Source organism: Marinococcus luteus (assembly GCF_034497705.1).
GTDB classification, from domain to species: Bacteria; Bacillota; Bacilli; order Bacillales; family Marinococcaceae; genus Marinococcus; species Marinococcus luteus_A.
Genome location: NZ_JAXRUV010000008.1, coordinates 21,753 through 42,786, shown reverse-complemented (window position 1 = coordinate 42,786; position 21,034 = coordinate 21,753). Strand labels below are relative to the sequence as shown.

19 protein-coding genes are annotated in these 21,034 nt (G+C 49.6%); 4 read left to right on the top strand and 15 right to left on the bottom strand.

Annotation, left to right across the window (positions count from 1 at the left end; translation table 11 throughout):
- Positions 1 to 93: 93 nt before the first annotated feature.
- The 6 genes from Q9M42_RS12445 to Q9M42_RS12420 form a co-directional block, all read right to left on the bottom strand.
- Positions 94 to 939: an SDR family oxidoreductase gene (locus Q9M42_RS12445; RefSeq protein WP_322526791.1), complete on the bottom strand. Its 846-nt coding sequence runs from the start codon at positions 937 to 939 to the stop codon at positions 94 to 96.
- A 108-nt stretch (positions 940 to 1,047) separates the two neighbouring features.
- Entirely contained in the window at positions 1,048 to 2,178 is a 1,131-nt protein-coding gene (locus Q9M42_RS12440; RefSeq protein WP_322526790.1) for an NAD(P)/FAD-dependent oxidoreductase, read from the bottom strand.
- Between the two features lie 277 nt (positions 2,179 to 2,455).
- Entirely contained in the window at positions 2,456 to 3,562 is a 1,107-nt protein-coding gene (locus Q9M42_RS12435; protein ID WP_322526789.1) for a threonine synthase, read from the bottom strand.
- A gap of 247 nt (positions 3,563 to 3,809) precedes the next feature.
- On the bottom strand, positions 3,810 to 5,327 hold the full coding sequence (locus tag Q9M42_RS12430) for a succinate CoA transferase (protein WP_322526788.1): 1,518 nt from the start codon (positions 5,325 to 5,327) through the stop codon (positions 3,810 to 3,812).
- A gap of 110 nt (positions 5,328 to 5,437) precedes the next feature.
- On the bottom strand, positions 5,438 to 6,088 hold the full coding sequence (locus tag Q9M42_RS12425) for a LytTR family DNA-binding domain-containing protein (protein ID WP_322526787.1): 651 nt from the start codon (positions 6,086 to 6,088) through the stop codon (positions 5,438 to 5,440).
- A gap of 108 nt (positions 6,089 to 6,196) precedes the next feature.
- Positions 6,197 to 7,345: a M14 family metallopeptidase gene (locus Q9M42_RS12420; protein WP_322526786.1), complete on the bottom strand. Its 1,149-nt coding sequence runs from the start codon at positions 7,343 to 7,345 to the stop codon at positions 6,197 to 6,199.
- A 104-nt stretch (positions 7,346 to 7,449) separates the two neighbouring features.
- On the opposite strand from Q9M42_RS12420, the gene Q9M42_RS12415 reads away from it, so the two are divergent.
- The gene (locus Q9M42_RS12415; RefSeq protein ID WP_322526785.1) at positions 7,450 to 8,076 is read left to right on the top strand and encodes a uracil-DNA glycosylase; all 627 of its coding nucleotides are present in this window, start codon (positions 7,450 to 7,452) and stop codon (positions 8,074 to 8,076) included.
- 46 nt (positions 8,077 to 8,122) lie between these two features.
- On the opposite strand, the gene Q9M42_RS12410 is transcribed toward Q9M42_RS12415, so the two are convergent.
- The 5 genes from Q9M42_RS12410 to Q9M42_RS12390 all read right to left on the bottom strand — a co-directional run bounded on the left by Q9M42_RS12410 (position 8,123) and on the right by Q9M42_RS12390 (position 14,001).
- Complete coding sequence (locus Q9M42_RS12410) at positions 8,123 to 8,722, bottom strand: short chain dehydrogenase (protein WP_322526784.1); 600 nt, start codon at positions 8,720 to 8,722, stop codon at positions 8,123 to 8,125.
- 82 nt (positions 8,723 to 8,804) lie between these two features.
- On the bottom strand, positions 8,805 to 10,244 hold the full coding sequence (locus Q9M42_RS12405; RefSeq protein ID WP_322526783.1) for a glycoside hydrolase family 32 protein: 1,440 nt from the start codon (positions 10,242 to 10,244) through the stop codon (positions 8,805 to 8,807).
- A 10-nt stretch (positions 10,245 to 10,254) separates the two neighbouring features.
- Positions 10,255 to 11,697, bottom strand: a complete 1,443-nt coding sequence (locus Q9M42_RS12400; protein WP_322526782.1) for a sucrose-specific PTS transporter subunit IIBC — start codon at positions 11,695 to 11,697, stop codon at positions 10,255 to 10,257.
- A 207-nt stretch (positions 11,698 to 11,904) separates the two neighbouring features.
- The gene (locus tag Q9M42_RS12395) at positions 11,905 to 12,741 is read right to left on the bottom strand and encodes a PRD domain-containing protein (protein ID WP_322526781.1); all 837 of its coding nucleotides are present in this window, start codon (positions 12,739 to 12,741) and stop codon (positions 11,905 to 11,907) included.
- A 141-nt stretch (positions 12,742 to 12,882) separates the two neighbouring features.
- Positions 12,883 to 14,001, bottom strand: a complete 1,119-nt coding sequence (locus Q9M42_RS12390; protein WP_322526780.1) for a glycerol dehydrogenase — start codon at positions 13,999 to 14,001, stop codon at positions 12,883 to 12,885.
- Positions 14,002 to 14,157: 156 nt separating this feature from the next.
- Between Q9M42_RS12390 and Q9M42_RS12385 the strand changes: the two genes are divergently transcribed.
- The 3 genes from Q9M42_RS12385 to fdhD all read left to right on the top strand — a co-directional run bounded on the left by Q9M42_RS12385 (position 14,158) and on the right by fdhD (position 17,187).
- Positions 14,158 to 14,682 carry a sigma-70 family RNA polymerase sigma factor gene (locus tag Q9M42_RS12385; RefSeq protein ID WP_322526779.1) on the top strand — a complete coding sequence of 175 codons (525 nt, stop codon included), beginning with the start codon at positions 14,158 to 14,160 and terminating at the stop codon, positions 14,680 to 14,682.
- Positions 14,683 to 14,787: 105 nt separating this feature from the next.
- Positions 14,788 to 16,227 carry an alanine/glycine:cation symporter family protein gene (locus Q9M42_RS12380; RefSeq protein WP_322526778.1) on the top strand — a complete coding sequence of 480 codons (1,440 nt, stop codon included), beginning with the start codon at positions 14,788 to 14,790 and terminating at the stop codon, positions 16,225 to 16,227.
- Positions 16,228 to 16,374: 147 nt separating this feature from the next.
- Positions 16,375 to 17,187: a formate dehydrogenase accessory sulfurtransferase FdhD gene (gene fdhD / locus Q9M42_RS12375; RefSeq protein WP_322526777.1), complete on the top strand. Its 813-nt coding sequence runs from the start codon at positions 16,375 to 16,377 to the stop codon at positions 17,185 to 17,187.
- 17 nt (positions 17,188 to 17,204) lie between these two features.
- Here fdhD and Q9M42_RS12370 read toward each other — a convergent pair whose 3' ends face one another.
- From Q9M42_RS12370 to Q9M42_RS12355, 4 genes are all read right to left on the bottom strand, one after another.
- Positions 17,205 to 17,861, bottom strand: coding sequence for an MOSC domain-containing protein (locus tag Q9M42_RS12370; RefSeq protein WP_322526776.1), 657 nt, complete (start codon positions 17,859 to 17,861; stop codon positions 17,205 to 17,207).
- A 49-nt stretch (positions 17,862 to 17,910) separates the two neighbouring features.
- A complete protein-coding gene (locus Q9M42_RS12365) occupies positions 17,911 to 18,831 on the bottom strand; it encodes a DMT family transporter (protein ID WP_322526775.1) in 921 nt (306 codons plus the stop codon).
- Positions 18,832 to 18,953: 122 nt separating this feature from the next.
- Positions 18,954 to 19,598 carry a DUF4396 domain-containing protein gene (locus Q9M42_RS12360; protein ID WP_322526774.1) on the bottom strand — a complete coding sequence of 215 codons (645 nt, stop codon included), beginning with the start codon at positions 19,596 to 19,598 and terminating at the stop codon, positions 18,954 to 18,956.
- 110 nt (positions 19,599 to 19,708) lie between these two features.
- The gene (locus Q9M42_RS12355; protein ID WP_322526773.1) at positions 19,709 to 20,941 is read right to left on the bottom strand and encodes a CynX/NimT family MFS transporter; all 1,233 of its coding nucleotides are present in this window, start codon (positions 20,939 to 20,941) and stop codon (positions 19,709 to 19,711) included.
- Between the last annotated feature and the right edge of the window lie 93 nt (positions 20,942 to 21,034).

Here is a 21,034-nt window from a genome sequence, read left to right as displayed (position 1 = left end):
TTAATAGACGAGTTATACGAATTTGTTAAAATCATAACAAAAAACCCACTCCCGGACACGAGATTTTTCTTATCATGCCGGGGGTGGGTTTTTCTATATCCAACTGCTTTTAAAATCATTAATATACGTTCGTATATCTATCGGCTCTTTCGCTGTTACTTTCTGATAATCATGCGTAATTCCTTTTGCGAGTCCGAGCTTCGTGGGAACGTGAATGCCGATGACCACATTAGTAAATCTTTCGTCCATATTCATTTGTTTCATAAATTCTTTGAACTCTTTTACCGATGGATCGGCATATTCAATATCGACACCCAAAATATCCGTCATAATGGTCGCCACTTCATAAAAATCAAGAGCCTCCCCGCCTGTGAGGACATAGCTTGTATTCCGGTGGGTCACAGGATGCATTAATGCTTCGACTGATACTTCCGCCAGATCCCTGGTATCCACAAAGCTCGTTTTTCCTTTGCCGGCCGGCACAAAAATGCGCCGCCTTTCTTTAATTTCTTTACCCAAAAAATCGTTCAAGTTCTGCATAAAGTAGCCCGCACGCACAAACGTATAGGGGATGCCTGATTTTTTAATCAATTTCTCCATCTTATAGTGGTGAATGAATGGCATAAACTGCACATCCTTTAACGATAAATAAGAAATATGCTGCATGCCATGCTTTTTAGCCTGTTCTAAAAAGCTGCCGAATTGCAGATTATCTCCCGGGGGATACATTAAAAATATACGATCCACCTGCCCAAGAGCTTCATCGAACGTCTCAGGCTTCGAAAAATCCAGCGTTACAAATTCATAACCATCACCAAATTCCGCTTTGGCTTTTTCGGGGTTCCGTACAGCACCCACAAAAGGGATATTTTTGGCCATCAGCTTTTGGGCAACCTCATATCCAACCTTCCCTGTAAAACCTGTCACTAAAGCCTTCATGAATGTCCCCTCTCGTTAGGCAAGCCATTGTCACAGCCATTCTACGATGCTTTGCAATCTTGATTTTAATCTTGTAAGCTCTTTCAAGAAACCTCAGCCCGATCACCGTCAGTATGCGGTTAAATCAGGCTCGATCTTTCGTTCCACTGATTCGATGTTTTGAATAATATCGGATACGACATACGAGGCAATCGCGGGAGCGGCAGTTACCCCCGGCGAGTCCAGCCCGGCCAGATGAATCAGACGCGGATGCTTCGCCGAGGGCCGGATATAGAAATCCGGGTCGGTAATGCTCGAGCGGATACCGGCGTAATGGCGCTCCGTGAGTTCATAAGGAATGCCTGCTGCAAGCATGTTGATTTCATTTTTGATCTGCTCCATTCCTTCTTTTGTCGGAAGAGCGAAGCGGAAGCTGTTTTGTTTTATATCTGTCGGCCCGAGACGGATGGTTCCGTCCGGCTGGGGAATGATCAGGATCCCCTTCGTCCGGCTTGTCGGCGGCGGGTAAATGATGTGATTAATAAATCCTGAAGCCTGTTTTCCGAGCACCATATATTCTCCGCGCCTCGGGACCGGCTCAAACGGCACGCGATCCTCGATCATCCCGGCAACGGAAGCAGCGGCGGCTCCGGCGGCATTAATCACAAACCGGCTTGGAAAAACGGACCCCTCTGTGGTTTCCACTTCAAATCCCGTTTCCGCTTTCCGCAAATCCACCATTTCGGTGTTCAAATAAATTTCCGCCCCGTTAAGGCGGGCATTGGAGGCAAGCCGGTCTGTAAGCACAGCAGTATCTGCACTCATGGCTTCGGGCATAAACAGGCCGCCTTTGAGCTCCGGGTGCAGATTTGGTTCCCGCTCAAGCATTTCTTCCCGGCTTAACATGGTGATCGTGTGAACACCTTCTGCCTCACTCTGCCGCTTCAGCCGGTGTAGTTTTTCAAGCTCTTCCTCCGTACGTGCCGTCGCGATCGCTCCGTGTTGAAAAACAGGCACATCAAAGCGTGCCGCTAATATCCGGTGAAGACGGCTTCCGTTTCTCCCAAGCTCAGACTTCATTTTTCCTTTGGCTGCCGGCATCATTGCAGGGGGATGGACAAGCGCGCTGTTATGCGTCGACTGGACGCCGGAGAGCGTACGTCCTTGTTCCAGAACCACCGTTCGTCCCCGGTAATGGGAAAGCTCATGCGCAAGTGCTGTACCAACGATACCGCCACCAATAATCAAAAAATCAATCATCTGCCTCACTCCTCTTTGGGAAGCATATTCGCGATGCCGGAAAACGAGTTATACACTTATTCTATCCGCCGCGAAAAACAAATGGCAAATTATCTGTCTTTACAGGAGCAAAAATATGTGTTTAATAAAAAAACAAAAGCCCTCCTCAAAAGGAAATCAACAATTTTATATCGACATATATTAAGCAGCTTCAAAATCATTACGACTGCCAGTTTCTCAGCCACTCCTAGACTGTTTGTGTGAATTAATTTCTCCAGAAATATCAGCATAAATCCTATTACGATGATTTGATCCCTGCTCCGCAGAGGGGGATAACTACCGTTTCGCTTTCTTCTTTTTGGTACTGAAGATATCCCGCATAGTTAATGGCCGAGGTAATTTCTACATAAAACCCTTTGTCGGCCAGAGCTTCCCTCGCACTTATTATTTCTCCTTCCGGAATCCGGATGAACGTACCGTTTGTTTGACGAACGGCCTGCAGAATTTGCGCCGATCGCGCCGGCGCTGCGATGGCAATCCCCTCCGCGAGTGTAGATTCCGCAGCAGTCGGCTCCGCTATTTCAGCCCCCTTTTCATAAGCCTGGACCAACGGGGCGCAGTTGTCAGCCTGCACTGCCAAGATTTTCGGCATCTGGTTAATCAGATTATTTGCCAGCAGCTCGTGAAAACCATAGTAAGCTCCTAAAAGCAGGGTCCCGTTACCTACGGGAACAATCACGGTTTCAGGCGCACGTCCGAGCTGTTCATATATTTCATACGCATATGATTTGGTGCCTTCAAAAAAATACGGGTTATACACATGGCTCGCATAAAATACCTGCTCCTGTTCGACTGCCCGCTGGGCGGCTGCGGCCACCTCTTCCCGGGCCCCCTGGATTTTTTGAATACGGGCTCCGTGGGCACTGATTTGATCGATTTTTTTCGGTGACGTCTCAGCACTTACGTATACGTCACAGGCAATACCTGCCCGGGCCGCGTAGGCAGCCATGGCGGTGCCGGCGTTTCCGCTGCTGTCCGAGATTACTTTTTTCGCGCCCAGCTCTTTTGCTTTTGTTATCAATGCCACCGCGCCACGGTCCTTAAATGATAATGTTGGCATCATGTAGTCCACTTTAACGTATACGTCAGAATCTCCGGGTGATAAAGGAAGCATCGGAGTCTGGCCTTCTCCCATAGACACGGCTTCCCATGGCCGAGTTTCCTTCGAAAAAGGCATCGTTTCTGCGTACCTCCAGATGGATAGTGGATAGCTTTCCCACACCTCCGAGTTTACGGAAGGCGTTTCTTTTAAAAGATCCAATACTCCTCCGCACACCGGGCATTTCCAGATAGTGAGAATGATCGGATGAATCTGTTCACACTCACTGCAAATATATTGATTCATTCCGATAGCACCCTTTCAAACGCTTTAATGATATTTCAAACTGCTTTTCATTACTTTCCCACAATTAAACGCTAATGCCAATCCCAGTAGCAAAAGCTGAAGCCGGAGCACCCGCCCCGGCTTCAGCCAAATTAATAATGCATGATTTTTTTACAGCTCTTCCCGTTTCATCTGAATAACATTTTGGTACCAGGAGAAGTTCACAAGATCATTGGGGAATGTGAATTTTACGCTTTGTTTCTTGACTTTAGATTTTCACCGCAGCTTCCCGCATCGTTCCTTCCTTCTGCATCTGTATGTGCCAGGAGAAGGCCTCTTCCAGCAGATGCGGCGTTTGGCCGCCGGCTTCCTTACAGGCGCGCTGAAAATAGCTCCACAGCTGCTCCTGGTAAAGCGGATGCGCGCAGTGCTGAATAATTTCTGCCACTCTCTCCCGGGGGGCAAGTCCCCGCAAATCGGCATAACCCTGCTCCGTCACAAGAATATCTACGTCGTGCTCCGTATGATCCACATGGGAAACAAACGGCACAATACTTGAAATATCACCGTTTTTAGCTATTGATTTAGTAACGAAGATAGCCGTGCGGGCGTTGCGGGCGAAGTCGCCGGATCCGCCAATGCCGTTCATCATATTCGTGCCATTCACGTGGGTGGAGTTAACGTTCCCGTAAATATCCGCTTCAAGGGCCGTATTAATGGAAATAAGGCCGAGGCGCCGGATGATTTCCGGGTGATTGGATAACTCCTGCGGACGCAGAACCAGCTGCTCCCGGTAATCTTCAAGCTTCGGAAACACCTCATCCATCTTCTCTCCTGACAGGGTAATTGAACAGCCTGACGCAAACCGGACTTTGCCGGCGTCCATCAGATCAAACACGGCATCCTGAAGCACCTCGGAGTACACCTCCAGATTCGTGAATTCCGAATCCAGAAGACCGTGAAACACTGCGTTTGCCACTGTGCCGATGCCGGACTGCAGCGGCGGGAGCTCTTTCTCAGCGTTTCCGTGCCCGTATTCCTCTTTCAAAAAATCGATCAGGTGTCCCGCCATCGCCTTTGTCGTTTCGTCCGGACTAGTGACGGTTGACGGCGAATCCAGTTCATTCGTGATGATGATGCCCTGAATTTTTTCCGGGTCCACACGAATGGCGGTGGTGCCAATCCGGTCCTCTACGTCCCTTAGCGGGATCGGACCTCTTTCTCCCTGCCGGACCATATGGTAAATGTCGTGCATCCCTTCCAGTTCGGCAGGCTGCGCCGTATTCAGTTCGACAATAATCATATCAGCCTCTTCTGCAAAAACCGCCGAGTTACCTACCGAGGTGGAAGGCACGATCCATCCTTCTTCGGTAATTGCTACTGCTTCTATGATTGCGGCATCAATGCGGTTCAGCGACCCGTCGCGCACACCTTCTGCAGTGTGGGACAGATGCTGGTCAATAAACGAAATATTTCCCCGGTTAACCTCTTCGCGCATCCGCTGGTCCACCTGAAAAGGTAATCGCTTACAAACAATGCCGGCGTCAGCCATGATTTGGTCCGTATCCGAACCGAGCGACGCACCGGTATAAACATCGAGACAGAATTCTTCATGCTTCGCTTTTTCCACAAGAGCCCCGGGCATAGCTTTTACATCTCCTGCACGTGTAAAGCCGCTCAGGCCCACAGTCATTCCATTCTTTATCCATCCTGCTGCTGTTTCACTGTCCATGATACGTTTCTTTAAGTCGTTGTACCGAAGTACCTGATGGAGGTCGTTGTTCACGGTAAACCCTCATTTCTTTTTGTACAGCGTAGCAGGATGTGTCATAAGATTCTTTCAATTATGCACAAACGACCGGTATTCATGAATAAACCAGCATATATACGGATGAATCAGAACTGCAGCCGCCACCGGAAGCTGCTTGCATACGTCTGTCCAACCGGCACCCGGGACCCGTCCTCCATAATGAGCGTAAAGGTGGAATGCGAATCCGGCTGAATATCCCGGATTTTGTTTATATTCACGATAAATGAACGGTGACAGCGGATGAACGTATCCTCCGGCAGCAGCCACTCCAGCTGGTGCAGCGTGAATTTATTTGTGCCCCTTTCTTCGCTCGTCTGCATCCACGTTTTTCGGTCGTATGCTTCCATATAGGAAACGTCGCTGTAGGGGAAGGGTTTCCATCCGTTTTCATGCTGCATCGTCAATATTTTGAGCTCCTCCGGGGCTTCGCCGGGCACGGTAATTGCGGTCAGACAGCCAACGAGTTCATTTTTTTGAATAATCGGCACCGACGTTCCGTAGTAAGGGACGCCGAACACGTGACTGCTCACATGTAGGGACGTTTTCTTTTTCCGGACCAGAGAATGGTAGCTGACCGTATCCTGCACCACCCTGTCACCCGGAGTGATCGACAGGTCGACCGACCGGCTTGGCTTATAGTAGATGAACGCATCTGTGCTCGCAGCAGCGAACGAGGTCTCCTTCGGAAATAATTCCTTAAAGCTGTCGATTAACGGCGCAATGGATGATTTATCCATGCTCTTCCTCCTTATATTTAAAAATCTTCTTACTCTATTATATGGCAGTGCGCTGCCGCGAAAGATTCTGTTTTCGAATAAGCTGCATGCCCTGTTTCTATCCTGCGCTTATTTTTTAACGAGCCGTACACCCGCTTCTTTTTCAAGCACGAGATCAAAGCCTGCCTTTCCCTTTTTCAGCACTGCCTGCCTCCAGCTTTCCTCCGGTGGGTCGAAGAGCTGATGAAATTCCTTCTGCAGCTTACGGGCGTCTGCTTCTTTTTTTGCCCCGTACCAGTAGTACTGGTTTTCGTGTACAACAATATCGAGCGCCCTCATCTGGTCAGGCAGCCGGTTGCCGATCGTGCCAAACTCAAGCAGGCAGGAAAAGATATACTTATCCGGATGCCTCCGGCTGTAGACATCCTTCACGTATTCTGCATCCTCGCCTTTAATTTCCCGTACATCCGTTTTTTGTACATCGTTTACCTCGGGATGGTCGAACTGCTTCTGGAGCTGCTTTTCCTTGCGCGGGTCTGAATGTGGCACCTGTAGCCACAGCTGTTCGGCAGGGCCAAGTCCGGTATGAATGTCAATATGGACGACCGTTTCGTATTCCTTTACCCACTCATCCATACGTGACAGGAGCTTTTCCACCGGCTCTTCATAAGCTGCTCCGCCGTAAAAAATACCGGTTGGATACTGGTACTGTCCCATCGTTGCTGCTTTTTCCAGCCCGGATACGCCTCGCTTAAACACCTTTGCCCCGAGAGCGCCCAACAAATCCCTGCGCTGTTTTTTCCAGCTTTTCACCGGTCCCTCCGGCACAAAATGTTTCTTTTCTTTTTCAAATCGCTTGTTCAGTGAAGCAGGCACATTGTTCCAATTCTTCATAAAATTACGGTTCAGATCCACGTTATTTTCACTCACCCGCCGCCGGTTTTTCATCCCCCACGGGTTCACGGCATGCACAAGACGTATGCCGGTCGTATTCGGATTCAGCTGGGTCAAATACTCGTCGATAAACAACTGCAGAAGCGCCGACCCTGCGTATCCTTCTATCCCGTGCACGCCGGTGGTGACGACAATCAGCGTACTGGAATGGTAGTTGGCGTCCGCTGCAATAATATCGGTCGTGTTATTGTTTTCCGGCTCTCCGACAGTGTACTGGGTCAGTGAGGCCTCTGGCCAGACCGCTGCCACGTCTGCGCTTCTTTTCCGGAAAGCCCTTTTTGCTTCTTCATATGTCGGGAAAAAATATTGATCGGATGGTTTCATTTTGCTGCCTCCCTAATCAAAATTGTTCTTACGCTCATTATTCCTCGCCAATTCGGGTACAAACCTATTAGCGGCAAAAGAACCTATAAAAAAGGATGATAACTATGCAGCTGCCTTCTTCTTTAGTACAACTCGCCAACGAACGCATTGAACCATTTGACTGTGAAGGGTTTCTGCCGGGCGCCGGGCCGGCGGATGCCACGATTATGTTTGTCGGAGAAGCTCCGGGCGAAACCGAAATTCATAACGGCATTCCCTTCAGCGGCAGAGCGGGAGTCATTTTTGACTCGTATCTAGACGACTTGAACATTAAACGGGATGATATTTACGTTACAAGCGCCGTGCGAAGCCGTCCGTTTAAATGGGGACAGACGAAGGCCGGGGTGCGCCGGAAATACAATCGGACGCCAAACCAGAAAGAAATACAGGCCCATGCGCCTGTACTGGATTATGAAATATCCCAGGTACAGCCCGAGTGGCTTGTGCCGATGGGAAAAATCGCCTACCAGCGGCTGCTCGGAAAAAGCCCCAGACTCGGCGATGTTACCGGCAGAATTCAAACGTCTCCAGTGCAGCATTGGGATGAAGAAGCCGCATCATACGTCTGGACGAAGAAAAATTACAATATTTTTCCGATCTATCATCCGGCCGCGATTCTGTATAACCGGAGCCTTGCACAGACGATGAAGGACTACCTGAATACGCTAGCCGTCCACGCGCTTCATACCTAAAAAAGCTCCGGAGCACAGATATTCGCCTGTGCTCCGGAGCTTTTTATTAGTATACTTCGTACGTCTGGCCGGTCTGCCGGCCTTCGACGCTTTTCTGATATGCAAGGGCAACTTTAGCCCCCGGTACGGGATCAAAGCCGCGGAAAAAGCCGCCAAGCTTTTCTGCCGATTCGGTCAACAGGTTCGGACTGATATTGTTAATACGAATCCCCCTTGGCAGTTCAATAGCCGCAGAGGTGACGAAGCCCTTCACAGCACCGTTTGCCATCGCAGCGGACGTTCCCTGAGGAATAGGATCATCCATCATGACGCCGGATGTAAGCGTGAAGCTGCCGCCGTCATTTACATATGGAATGCCTAGCAGCACCAGGTTGATCTGGCCCTTCATTTTACTGTTGATGGCCGTCTGGTTCTTTTCCGGAGTCAGCTCAGTGAGCGGGGCAAAGCCGGCGCTCCCGGAGGCTGCAATAACCGCATCCACACGGCCGATTTTCTCGTACATTTGGCGGATGCTATTTTCGTCCATCATATCCACCTGCACGTCCCGGCCGTTTCGTCCGGCACAAAGAATGTCGTGCTCGTCCTTTAAGCGTTCGTATACGGCACTTCCGATCGTACCTGAAGCCCCAACTAACAATATGCGCATAAAAATCTTCCTTTCTGTCTCCAAAGTTTCTCTACGCTGTATTGTTCCACTTTTTTCCGTCTTACAAACACAGGACGCTTCATCATTCCCACTGCAGAGACTGAAGCTTCCATGCGTCGACGTGAAAGACTGCCGGCGTTTCAGCTGAAAATTGGAGCTCTCCTTCTTCCTGCTCCGGGAACAGGCGGGAGGTCGAGACGTATTCCCCCTCGTTCACGAACACTTCTGCAGAGGAACGGTCAAACAGACAGCGAATCGAACGCACACCGGTGACCCGGCCCGTCCGGCGCACCGGGTCACCGGTCACCAGATCCGGCCGTTCAAAGGTAAGCGTCTTCGCCCCGGCGTCATAGGAAATATGAAAATAACGGCGCCAGGAGACGGTCCAGCTTTTATCCTCCTCCACATCCAGGTAAACCTCTGCCACTGCAGCTTTCCATGACTGCCACACTACCGCCTCATTATTCACAGCAATGACCGCGGCTGCGTGCTCTTCCCGCAGCTGGCAATACTCTTCAATTGGCTGCTGGTACAGATGCCCATTTTGCATGGTCAGCTCCCGGGGGACCGTCAGACAGTGAACCCAGCCGTCGGCAATCGTCGGATGCGCCTGTTCCTGCTGGTCCGGGACACCCATCCAGCCAATCAGCAGGCGCCGGCCCTGTTCATCCAGAAACGTCTGCGGGGCGTAAAATTCAAAACCGAGGTCAATTTCACGAAATCTGCCATGGGAAAACGCTCCCGTTTCCGGGGAGAATTTGCCGGCAAAAATACCAGTCTGATACTGATTCTGATACCGATAAGCTTCTGCTTCAAGCCCCTGCGGTGATATGAGCAGTATCCGGGAGCCGTCCAGCTCAAAAAAGTCCGGGCATTCCCACATGTAGCCAAAGGAAGTATCCAGGGTAACGTCTTTTCCAGCAAGTGGGCCGAGATATTCCCATTCCCACAGATCGGGCGAACGGTACAACAGCACCTGTCCTTCCAGATCGTGGCGCTGGGCACCGATCACGAGCCACCAAAAGCCCGCCTCAAACCATACTTTTGGATCACGGATGTGAGCAGTGTACCCTTTCGGCTGATAAATCACCGGGCCGTGCTTTTCAAACTCCACTCCGTCACTTGAGACCGCCACACACTGATAGCTCGTCCGGTTTCCGTGTTCATCCTTGACGTTTCCTGTATAAAACAAGTATAGAAGGCCCTCATGCACTACCGCACTGCCGGAATAGCAGCCGTTTTTCTCAAAATCGTGCACCGGGGCGAGCGCCGGGGGCAGAAGCTTCCAATGGACCCAGTCCCGCGTCGCCGCATGCCCCCACCATTTGCTGCCGTGACCGGTATGAAACGGCATCCACTGGTAAAACACATGGTACACTCCCTGCCACTGCACAAGACCGTTCGGGTCATTCATTAAACCCGCTGGAGGCATCAGGTGAAACTGCTGTCGAAAGAGGTCAGCCGCTTCAGCTGTTTGTACTATTTGTCCCGCTTCCTTTCGAAGAGCCTGCTCCTCTTTCATTGCTTCCTCCTTACACAGCTTTTTCCTCACTGTCTTCTTCTTCTGTTTTTGTCTCTTCTTTCTTCGGCTGCTGTTCTTCTTCCTGCCAGCCGAGCAGTAAGGTAGCAGCAAATGCACCGCCTAGGGCAATCAATATACCGATGGCATAGTTAATAGGGTCATTGGCAATCGCAAACATCGGCAGGCCGGTCACCCCAATGCCATTTGCTGTGACATTGGTAATTGTCACGTACGCGCCGCCAAGAGCGCCGCCAATTGCAGCCCCGATAAATGGCCGGCGGTAGCGGAGGTTTACCCCGAAAATGACTGGTTCCGTGATGCCGAGAAAAGCTGCAAAGGCCGAAGGCCCCGCGATTTCTTTCATTTTTTTACTTTTCGTTTTCACCCAAACGGCAAGCCCGGCGCCGCCCTGGGCTACGTTTGCCACTGCCCATATAGGGAGCAGATAGTTAAAGCCAACCTGGCCGAGAATTTCTGCCTCAATTGCATGAAAGCTGTGGTGTACACCGGTTAAAACAATCAGCGAATACAGACCGCCGAACACGAGACCGGCAAAGCCGGCACCGGAATCATATAAAAACGACAGCGATGTGGTTACACCTTCACCGAGCAGACGGCCGAGCGGACCTACGACCATCAGTGCTACGAAGCCGGTGGTCATGATCGTTAAAAATGGTGTGACAAGCAGGTCCACCATATTCGGAACAACTTTACGAAATAGTTTCTCCAGCCAGCACATCACATACACTGTAAGCAGTACCGGAATAACCGTTCCCTGATAGCCGAGCAGTTCAATATTCATGCCGGCAAAATTGAGCATCTCCGGCTCAACGCCGCCCTCCTGCAGCCCCCATGGGTTCAAAAGCGTCGGGTGGGTCATAATCCCGCCGACCACAGCCCCTAAGTACGTGTTTCCGCCGAATTCACGCGCAGCGCTGTAGCCGATCAAAATCGGAAGAATAATAAAGGCAGCCGAGGAAAACATATCAAGCAGAATGTACAGAGAGCTTTCACTATTCGCCAATCCAAAACGGTTTAATAAATTCAACAGCCCCATCAGCATACCGGCGGCGACAATCGCCGGAATAATCGGCACGAAAATATTGGAAAGCATTTTAGCAAATCGTGATACCGGATTCATTTTCTTTTTTACAGCTTCATTATGATCCATTTGTTTTTGTTTATGCTCTGCGGACTCGTCATCAAGACCAATTTCTTCGGCAAATGGCTGAAATACCTTATTGACTGTACCGGTTCCAAAGATAATCTGAAACTGGCCGGAGCTTGAAAAGGCTCCTTTTACGCCTTCTAAATCTTCAATTTCCTGCTTATTGATTTTACTTTCATCGTCAATAACCAGCCGGAGCCTTGTGGCGCAGTGACTGGCACTGATGATATTATCTTTTCCGCCAAGGAGCGGCACTAGTTCTTTTGCTATTTGTTTATGATCCATTCGGACATTCCCTCCCCTAAAATAACGGAAGCTGTTTTTAAACATAAAAAAGACCCAAAACGAGAAGGGTGAACGTGTGCCTAGGATACACGTTTCCTGTCCTCATTTTGGGTCTTGCCTGCTCGAAGCAGTAACAACTCCCGATATTTGTAATGTACGGAAAGTATACAAAATGAAAAGAGTTATGTCAACGCTTTCTTTTCAATTTTATGAAATTGACTGATTCGATAAAATGCGCTGAATATGAAGCGCAATATAGCCGATTTCCGGGAGAGGAAACGGCAGACCGGCCTCCTGTTTAACATGCTCGGCCAGCTCGCACGCGACAGCATAGGCCTTCTCATATTTCGTCTGAATCAGCTCGAGCATTTCAGGATCCATGTCATCAAACACTTTTCCATCCTCTGCTCTCGAGAGGGCGAAATTTAAATGAACGACGAGCCGGTGATATGACATACCGCGATCCGCAAGCTCGAGCCCAGCGCGGTTTTCCACAATTTGAATCAGCTCCTGGATCAGTGAGGTTCTGTGCATCGTCTCCTCCATTGATCCGGTCTGCAGCTTCGCCGTATGCAGATGCAGGGCAATATGGCCTGCCTCGTCTTCCGGCAGCTCGACTCCCAGATCTTTTTTGATCTTCTGAATAGCCCAAATGCCGATGCTGTACTCCTCCTGATAAAGAGCCTTAATTTCATGAAGCAGCTTATTTTCTATTTTAAACCCCTGCTTAATGCGTTCGAGCGCAAATGCCAGGTGATCAATAATGGAAATATGAATGTGATCGCTGAGCGGCAGATGCATTTCCCCCTCCGCGTAGCTGATAATTTCTTCCCCGACTTCAATAACTTCAATTGGAAGAGTCTTCAAAAGCTGTTCAAATTTTGGTGTCTCTTCCTCCATGCTGAATATCTTTTCTATTTTCTTCTGGTTAACGGGATCATTTTTACCTTTTTGAAACCCAATTCCCGCCCCAAAAACGATCTTCTCCCGGTCTCCGTGATGGACGACTACCGCATTATTGTTCAGTACACGCAGGATCTTCATGCACCGGCCTCCTCTCCTTCGATACTATATCACCCTCCGGCCGAGATTTCACGCGGAGAGTAAACCTGTCTTTCCTCGAAAAGATAACACAAAAAGCCGCCGGGCGTATAACCCGGCGGCTTCATGAACGTGCAGATAAATTTATTTCAGGCCATGCTCTTTTTTATATGCTTTCGAGTACTGATCAGCTGCCTGCATGGCGCTTACCACGTCATAAGGAGTCAACGCAAACGGCATATTATGGCTGCTTTCTCCTTCAGTTAAAGCTGCTTCCGCCACCTTCATCAATTCCTCCTCCGACGCGTCTCCAAGATGAAGATCATCCAGAGTGATCGGCAGCTCCAGGCGGTAATACAGATCCACGTACTTTTCGAATTCCTCCTTCGAGCGGTTCTCAAGTGTCAACTGGCTCAGGGTGCCAAAGGCTACTTTTTCCCCGTGCGTCATGTGATGCACGTCCCCGTCGAGAACGGTAAATCCGTTATGAATCGCATGGGCAAGTGCAAGGCCGCCGCTTTCAAATCCAAGGCCGCTCAAAAGCGTATTTGCTTCCACAATCTGCTCAAGGGCATGGGTGACAATCTGTCTTTTGTTGGATTCATAGGCGAGGAGTCCATACTGAAAAAGCGTTTCCTCGCATTTTTCTGCAATTGCTGCGCCGGCAATCGTGGAAAGTCCGCCGGACATTGCATTGGCGTTCGCCTGAATAGCCATGCGCGCTTCCACCCATGTAGCCATCGCATCCGCTATCCCGGAAGCGAGAAAACGTGGCGGGGCGCCGGCGATGATTTTGGAATCCATAACGATTAAATCCGGGTTTTTCGAGTAAAAACGATACGATTCAAATACACCTTCATCCGAATAAATGACGGACAGAGCGCTTGTCGGTGCGTCTGTGGAAGCCGTCGTCGGAACGATGACGCAGTAAGCATCTGGAATCTGATCACGTACCCCTTTTGCTGTATCGAGCGTCTTACCGCCTCCTACAGCCACAATCATTTCTGCGCCAGCCGATTTGGCTTCTTCGGTAATCCGGTTAATTTCCCCGGTGGAGGCCTCCCCGTTAAAGGTGATGTTTACAGCTTCAATGCTCTGCTGCTTGAGGCTGTCGACTACTCTGTTGCCGGCCAGGTTCCATACAAATTCGTCTGCAATCACAATTGCTTTACTGCCCATTTCTTTCACATAGGCTCCTACTTCATCAACAACGTCGACACCCTGCACATATTTACTCGGACTGATAAATACTTTGTTTCCCATTTTCATTCCTCCAGCTTCAATTTTCCAATCTTTAATATTATTCCCCCTATGCAAGGTTTTTATTCATTAACAAAACAAGAACTTACGTTCTCATAAAGGTTGTCATTTTTTACAGAAGATGCCTTTTATACATATAACCTAAAGGAGGAATCCGCATTGACAGCGACCTTTCAACAGCAAAAGCTCATTCAGCACTTTTTTGACTCCTCTGAGCACCAGTACTTCTGGGAACATGGGTATACGGATAAGCTCGATGAGGCCTTCCGTGCCTTTTTTCTTGATGTAAAAAAGCGGGTCTTCATGCAGAAAACAATTCACTGGACAGCGGTTCACTATGATAAGCGGGAAAGAAAGCACCGGGACCGGTTTCCACTCGCTGTGGATACAGAGGAAGAAACGTCTCAGACGCTTTTTCCGGCTGTTACTTTTACAGCACAGGCCCAGAGCTTTTCCGTCAAACTTTCCGGACATATTGAAAATCCGGAGCTTTATGACATTATTCAACAGCGCCCTGAAAAGGAGCAAGCAGTGTTATACGCTTTGTTTGTTGAAGAATCGACAACGGCGGAGACAGCCCGGGCGATGAATGTTTCCCAGCAGGCTGTCTCTAAAATCAAACAAAAATCCCTGCGCATCCTAAAAACACATTTGGAAAACTGCGTGACATCCATTGATAAGTAATTTATGTTTTTTCTTGTCTTCCTTTACAGGAATTCCTTGAAAACAGTGTCCGAGCGTCTCTGAAAAATGTATAATGGATGCAACCTTAATTGAAGGAGGATACATATGGGAAATTGGTTAACAGCTGATACATGGTTTTATAACCTTATAGGATCTATCAGTGACGTTATCTGGAGTTACCTGCTAATCGCACTCTTACTTATTTTAGGCGTTTATTTCACCATCCGTACCGGCTTTGTGCAGTTCCGGATGCTCAAAGAAATGTTTGTTCTGTTATTCAAGGAAGGGACCGACCGTTCCGGGTTTAAAGAAAGAAAAGGCACAAGCGCCTTTCAGGCCTTTGCGATCAGTACCGCTGCCCGTGTCGGCACCGGGAACCTCGCCGGGGTGGCCCTTGCCATCAGCACAGGCGGACCTGGGGCAATTTTCTGGATGTGGGTCATTGCTGTTATCGGGGCCGCTACCGGATTTGTGGAAAGTACGCTCGCCCAGATGTACAAAGTAAAGGATAAAGACGGCTTCCGCGGCGGCCCGGCCTATTATATGGAGCAGGCTCTGAATGCCCGCTGGCTCGGAATTATTTTCGCTGTTTTGATTACGCTTTGTTTCGGCTTTATTTTCAATGGCGTGCAGACTAACACAATCGCCCAGGCATTCAACGGTGCTTATAATATCCCAACAGTTTATGTCGGGATTGCCATTATGCTTTTAATTGGTGTCATTATTTATGGCGGTATCCGGCGTATCGCTGTCGTAGCTGAAATTATTGTTCCAATTTTCGCGTCATTGTACGTCATCGTAGCCATTATCATTATGATTATTAACATTGCCGACGTGCCGCAGGTATTCGGACTGATTTTCGGTCAGGCCTTTGGAATTCGTGAAGTCGCCGGCGGTACAGTCGGTGGTGCTCTTATGCTCGGTATCCAGCGCGGCCTCTTCTCCAATGAAGCCGGTATGGGTAGTGCACCGAACGCCGCAGCCACCGCCTACGTGAGCCACCCGGTCAAACAGGGGCTCGTTCAGTCTCTTGGTGTTCTGACGGATACGCTCATTATATGCAGCGCGACGGCGTTCATCATCCTGCTTTCCGGGACGTACGCAGATGCCGGGGCAAATGTTGAAGGCATTCAGCTCACTCAGGAAGCCTTATCATTCCATCTAGGCGGCTGGGCACAGACATTTGTATCTCTTGCGATTTTCTTCTTTGCCTTCAGCTCTTTGCTCGGGAATTATTACTACGGGGAAGTAAACGTGGAATTTATTTCTCCAAAGCGCAGATATGTTCAAATCTTCCGTGTCTGCTTCCTCCTGTTCGTTCTTCTTGGAGCAGCAAGCGGCCTGGAGCTTGTATGGGCGATGGCAGACCTGTTTATGGGCTTAATGGCAGTCGTCAACCTAATAGCGATTGCGTTTCTCGGCCACATCGTTGCTGCTGCGCTCAAAAACTACATGGACCAGCGCAAACAGGGGCTCGATCCGGTCTTTTACAATGACAGCATACCATGGCTGAAAAACTTGAAAGCCTGGGGCAAAAAACGATAATTTCGTTCCATTCAGCCTGCATCTTTTTAAAGGGTGCGGGCTTTTTGTGCATTTTTTTCTGTCTATACCATGTTACGTGATACGATGAGAATATAATGTTATAAACCATATCTCGTGCCGGACACGGGTTTTGAAAGGGGTATCAATATGCCGGACCGTTCCACCGCTATTCAGCCTATCGTTTCCTATTCGCCGGAAGAAGGGCTTTACGCAGCAGAAGACCAGGTTGCCCTCGAAAAGCCGATGACGATCGTCGTAAACGATGAAGAGTTCGCGACACTTGTATGCACCCCCACCCACGTTGAGGAGCTCGTCGTCGGGTTTCTCGCATCCGAAGGAGTTATCTTATTCTATCGGGAGATTGAATCGGTTTCTCTCGACGATGACCTGGGCTTTGCCTACGTTTCTATCAACTCCAACCGGGTTAAGGAAGCTTCTTTTTACTCAAAACGGGTAATTGGCTCCTGCTGCGGCAAAAGCCGCCAGTTTTATTTTCAAAGCGATGTCCAGACAGCGAAAACAGCTGTTACCAAACGCACGCTTACACCTGAGCAGTGTCTCGGGTTTATGAAGGAGATGCAGGACAACAGCGTCGTGTTTAAAAACACCGGCGGAGTCCATAACGCTGCCATCTGCGATACAGATGGCATCATCGTTGACCGCTCTGACATCGGCCGGCACAACGCGCTCGATAAGCTGTACGGATACTGTCTGATGAACGGCATCCAGGTACGCGACAAGGTGCTTGTTTTCAGCGGGCGCTTAAGCTCCGAGGTGCTGACTAAAGCAGCCAAAATGGGCATGGGCATTATTTTATCCAAGTCCGCTCCGACAAACCTTGCAATCCGCCTTGCAGATGATTTAAACATCACAGCTGTCGGTTTTATCCGCGGCTCCACCTTTAACGTTTATGCTCATGCCGAACGAATCAGCGCCGACGTTCCCTCTGCGACAAAATAAGCACTGGCCTTTATGGCTCAGTGCTTATTTTTCAGTTTATCCAGCTTTTTATACAGGGACTTTTTCCATTCTTCTGAAAGGGCAGCACACTCCAGCGCTTCTTCAACTTCGGCCGGATCTTCTGAATGGTATGTGATCCGGTTTACGCCAGCAACACTTAAGGAGGTGGTTCTCGTTTCGAGTCGCAGCGGCTGGTTTTTTTCTACGGTTCCTGCCTGGCGCACCCGCATGTAATAGCCGGAATAACCGGTGTCACGAACATAGAGGGGCAGCTTTTTGATGCCGTGGCGTTTCGCAATTTTATAGCAGGGCTCCCGTGGCTGGCTGATTTCCACCACCGCTTCTCCCCAGCGGAAAACGTCGCCGATCATCACATCCTCTTCGACACCGTTCTGAACCGTCATGTTTTCCCCAAACCCTCCGTGCGGAAGAGCGTCCTCGAGCGTTCTGCTCCAGTACGCGTAATGCTCCCACGGATACACACAAACTGCTTTCTCCGGGCCCCCGTGGCTCTTTTTATCTGCCTGCTCATCCCCGTCCAGGCCGGTCTCCGATAAATACAGGGACTCTTCGGAGCGCTTTGTTTTATTAATAGCTGAAAATACCGGCTTTTCCTTTTCGGCTGATATGTCTTCCGGTTTTCCCGTGAACCATTCCATTACCCGTATGTTCATGTGCTGCCCCTCCTCGTGTAGTATAATTAAATTCTTTCTCAACTATTACTTAAGACTGCCGGTTTAAGGATGCTTTCCCCAGCATTTTGCCGAGCAGCGTGTCCCCGTAAACCGTAGCAATAATTGCCACAAAGACGAGCACAATGCCGAAGGTCTGCCAGAGCGTAAAGGAATCACCAAAAACAGCTACCCCGATGACGATAGCCACCACCGGTTCGATAATCGAAAGGATGGAGGCCCTTGAAGATTCCACATGGGCCAGACCGGCTGTATATGCTACGTATGCTATCGTTGTAGCTGCCACCGCAAGCCCGATGCCGTTCCACCATACCCCTGGCTCCGTAAAAGCTTCTGCTTTTTTCCACAGGCGGCTTGCAGGCAGTAAAAACAGGCCGCCGAGGATCATGGAATAGGTCGTGATCGTAAGCGGATGATACCGACCGCTTAAAAACTTTCCAAAAATGCTGTAGAGCGCATAAAAGAAACCAGAAGCAATTCCGAACAAAACGGCCGCTGCAGCTATACTGTCCGAACCGAGTGGGATCAGCCCGACCGCGTACATGCACCCGGTAATCATAATCACAAGCGCCACTATTTTTCCTGCCGTCAGTGTTTCCTTAAAAACAAATTTGGCGATAACGGCCACAAATAACGGGCCTGTGTAAAGCATTACTACCGCAAGAGAAATGCCGGAGACCTCCATCACGGAGAAAAAGAAAAAGTTAAAAAAAGCAATACTGATAATACCAGTGCCGACAAACAGCGGCAAATCCTGCCACCGGATGCGCAGCAGACTTCTCTCCACAATACTCAAAAACAGGGTAATAATAACCGCTGAAAAAATCAGGCGGATGCCTACTACCTCCCATGGCGTGAATCCATATGTATATAAGTTTTGCACAAACAGCCCCGTTGTGCCCCACAATGCCGCCCCTGCCAGGACGAGCAGATACGCTAACCGTGCCGGCATGACCCTCTCTCCTTTGCATGTTTCGCTACATTATCTATACGAACTAAGCTTATCATATCCCCCGTCCCAGCTGACAAAATCTGCATAAAAAAGCAGAAGACCATACCGCCTTCTGCTTCTTGTTACATCGCGTGCTTGATGCCTTTATCAACGAGCCACCAGTTTACCGGATAGCTGGTTAAAAATCCGATGACCATCGCAATCTGCATCATAAACCAAAATGTTGGGCCAGCCGGACTCGGTGGTGTGGCAAAGAACACAAAATGAACTAAAGCCATAAAACCAAACATGCCAACCTGATAAGATACAAGCGAAAGCGTATCCGCTTTGGCGGCTTGTTTGATGCCCTGGCTTTTACTCATCTGTTCGTTCATCGGCAGGATAGATGCCAGCTGAAAGAAAATCCCAAACGTATAGGCCAGTATAAATTCCACGATATAGTCCGCGAACAGCCGGGTCCCCGCAATCGTCCAACCTAAAGCCACAACGATTGGAATGCCTATAATATCTCCAAGCGCACATCCGGCGCCGCAGTGGCTGGTGGAGGCGACCGTTGACTGCCACATCGGCTTATCACCATGCCCTTTACGTCCGATATAATAATAGAAAAACAGCCCCAACGGTCCCGAATAGAGTACAGTGAGCGGCCATACCACATTCATAACCATCATTGGCTGCGGATTTCTCCGGACATCTACGATCACAATCGCTGTAGAAATAAAGGCAGCTGCCAACGAAACAACAGCGATAATAGAAATCGTGTCCATCGTGCTTCCCCCTTTCTTTTTGTTCCATGGACAATGATACCCCAATACCGTATATTTTACACATCTGTAATACATAAAAAAGGCTTTCCACCCCGGAAAGCCTTCTCTGTTTATACTTCTTTGTTACGGCCCGCGCCCATGCCGGCACCCACCTGGAGAACGGAGACAATCATTAAAATAAGCAGCGCAGGCATCCATGTTTCCCAGGCATCAAAGGAAGCACCTACCAGAATCGGCCCAAGGGCAGCCATAAAATAACCTACCGACTGGGCCATCCCCGATAAATCTGCTGCTCGCTGCGGAGTGGAAGCACGGATACTCAACAATGCCAGCGCGAGGCTGATGCTTCCGCCCTGTGCAAGCCCGATGAACAGTACCGCGATCGCAAGCATGAATGGCGCTGTGTTTGTCATAAGCAGCACCAGGCCGAGTACCGCAATCACACCGATTACGGCGATAATACTCTGCTGGTTACGGAACCTGCCAGCAAGAATTGGCGTTAAAAAGGTAGCCGGAAGACTTGCGACCTGCATAAGTGCCACAAGCCAGCCCGCAGCTGCAAGTGGCATGTTTCCAAGATTATTTAAAATATCCGGCAGCCAGGTGATGGTCACGTAAAACCCGATGGACTGCAGGCCCATAAACAATGTTACCTGCCACGCGAGCGGAGACTTCCAAATCGAGCCTTCGGAACCGCTTCGCTCCACCGCTCTCACACGGCCCGGCATCTGAAGCTGCCTGTTTTTCAGCACAAATCCCCAGCACAGCAACGCTGCTATCGCAGGAACGACCCAGAACAGCAGCGACCACTGCCATCCCAGGCCGGCGCTGGCCGCAAGCGGCACCGAAACTCCTGAACCGACTGCGGCCATTAATACCATCGTAGTCGTATAAATACTGGTCATTACACCGACATTGTGCGGAAAGGACTCTTTAATAACACCGGGGAGAAGCACATTTAGCATCGCAATACCCGCTCCGACAAGCAGACTGCCGGCAAACAAAAACAAGGCTTCAGGCACGTAGCGCATAAAAACACCTACAATGAGTACGATAACACCAACCATTAAAGCCCGCTGGTGTCCAATTTTTGATCCGATTTTTGGCGCCACCGGCGAAACTGCTGCAAACGTCAGCAGCGACAGGGTCGTAATCAGACCGGCCGTTCCTCTTGTCAGCGAAATATCTTCCCGGATTAATGGGATTAACGGACCGACGCTTGTTAACGCCGGCCGGAGATTGACCGCGAGCATAATGATTCCGGCAAACAGCAGGGCAAGCTGTGCTGTTGATAGATGCTGCCCCCGCTGCCGAAGCCTTTCTCCTGTCTGTTTATTCTGCATACTTCTCTCTCCTACGAACGCTTTTCATATTGGTTTACTCTACATCCTTTTTCATTGTACAACAACCTTTCTCTACTTTTCTTCCTGCTGTCA

What these genes read in the sequence shown, in the direction of transcription:
- Q9M42_RS12420 (WP_322526786.1), bottom strand. Translation starts at nt 7,345, where the DNA reads ATGAAACCATCCGATCAATATTTTTTCCCGACATATGAAGAAGCAAAA.
- Q9M42_RS12435 (WP_322526789.1), bottom strand. Translation starts at nt 3,562, where the DNA reads ATGAATCAATATATTTGCAGTGAGTGTGAACAGATTCATCCGATCATT.
- Q9M42_RS12445 (WP_322526791.1), bottom strand. Translation starts at nt 939, where the DNA reads ATGAAGGCTTTAGTGACAGGTTTTACAGGGAAGGTTGGATATGAGGTT.
- Q9M42_RS12390 (WP_322526780.1), bottom strand. Translation starts at nt 14,001, where the DNA reads ATGGGAAACAAAGTATTTATCAGTCCGAGTAAATATGTGCAGGGTGTC.
- Q9M42_RS12365 (WP_322526775.1), bottom strand. Translation starts at nt 18,831, where the DNA reads ATGCCGGCACGGTTAGCGTATCTGCTCGTCCTGGCAGGGGCGGCATTG.
- Q9M42_RS12440 (WP_322526790.1), bottom strand. Translation starts at nt 2,178, where the DNA reads ATGATTGATTTTTTGATTATTGGTGGCGGTATCGTTGGTACAGCACTT.
- Q9M42_RS12370 (WP_322526776.1), bottom strand. Translation starts at nt 17,861, where the DNA reads ATGAACATACGGGTAATGGAATGGTTCACGGGAAAACCGGAAGACATA.
- fdhD (WP_322526777.1), top strand. Translation starts at nt 16,375, where the DNA reads ATGCCGGACCGTTCCACCGCTATTCAGCCTATCGTTTCCTATTCGCCG.
- Q9M42_RS12360 (WP_322526774.1), bottom strand. Translation starts at nt 19,598, where the DNA reads ATGGACACGATTTCTATTATCGCTGTTGTTTCGTTGGCAGCTGCCTTT.
- Q9M42_RS12400 (WP_322526782.1), bottom strand. Translation starts at nt 11,697, where the DNA reads ATGGATCATAAACAAATAGCAAAAGAACTAGTGCCGCTCCTTGGCGGA.
- Q9M42_RS12395 (WP_322526781.1), bottom strand. Translation starts at nt 12,741, where the DNA reads ATGAAGATCCTGCGTGTACTGAACAATAATGCGGTAGTCGTCCATCAC.
- Q9M42_RS12355 (WP_322526773.1), bottom strand. Translation starts at nt 20,941, where the DNA reads ATGCAGAATAAACAGACAGGAGAAAGGCTTCGGCAGCGGGGGCAGCAT.
- Q9M42_RS12405 (WP_322526783.1), bottom strand. Translation starts at nt 10,244, where the DNA reads ATGAAAGAGGAGCAGGCTCTTCGAAAGGAAGCGGGACAAATAGTACAA.
- Q9M42_RS12410 (WP_322526784.1), bottom strand. Translation starts at nt 8,722, where the DNA reads ATGCGCATATTGTTAGTTGGGGCTTCAGGTACGATCGGAAGTGCCGTA.
- Q9M42_RS12425 (WP_322526787.1), bottom strand. Translation starts at nt 6,088, where the DNA reads ATGGATAAATCATCCATTGCGCCGTTAATCGACAGCTTTAAGGAATTA.
- Q9M42_RS12415 (WP_322526785.1), top strand. Translation starts at nt 7,450, where the DNA reads ATGCAGCTGCCTTCTTCTTTAGTACAACTCGCCAACGAACGCATTGAA.
- Q9M42_RS12380 (WP_322526778.1), top strand. Translation starts at nt 14,788, where the DNA reads ATGGGAAATTGGTTAACAGCTGATACATGGTTTTATAACCTTATAGGA.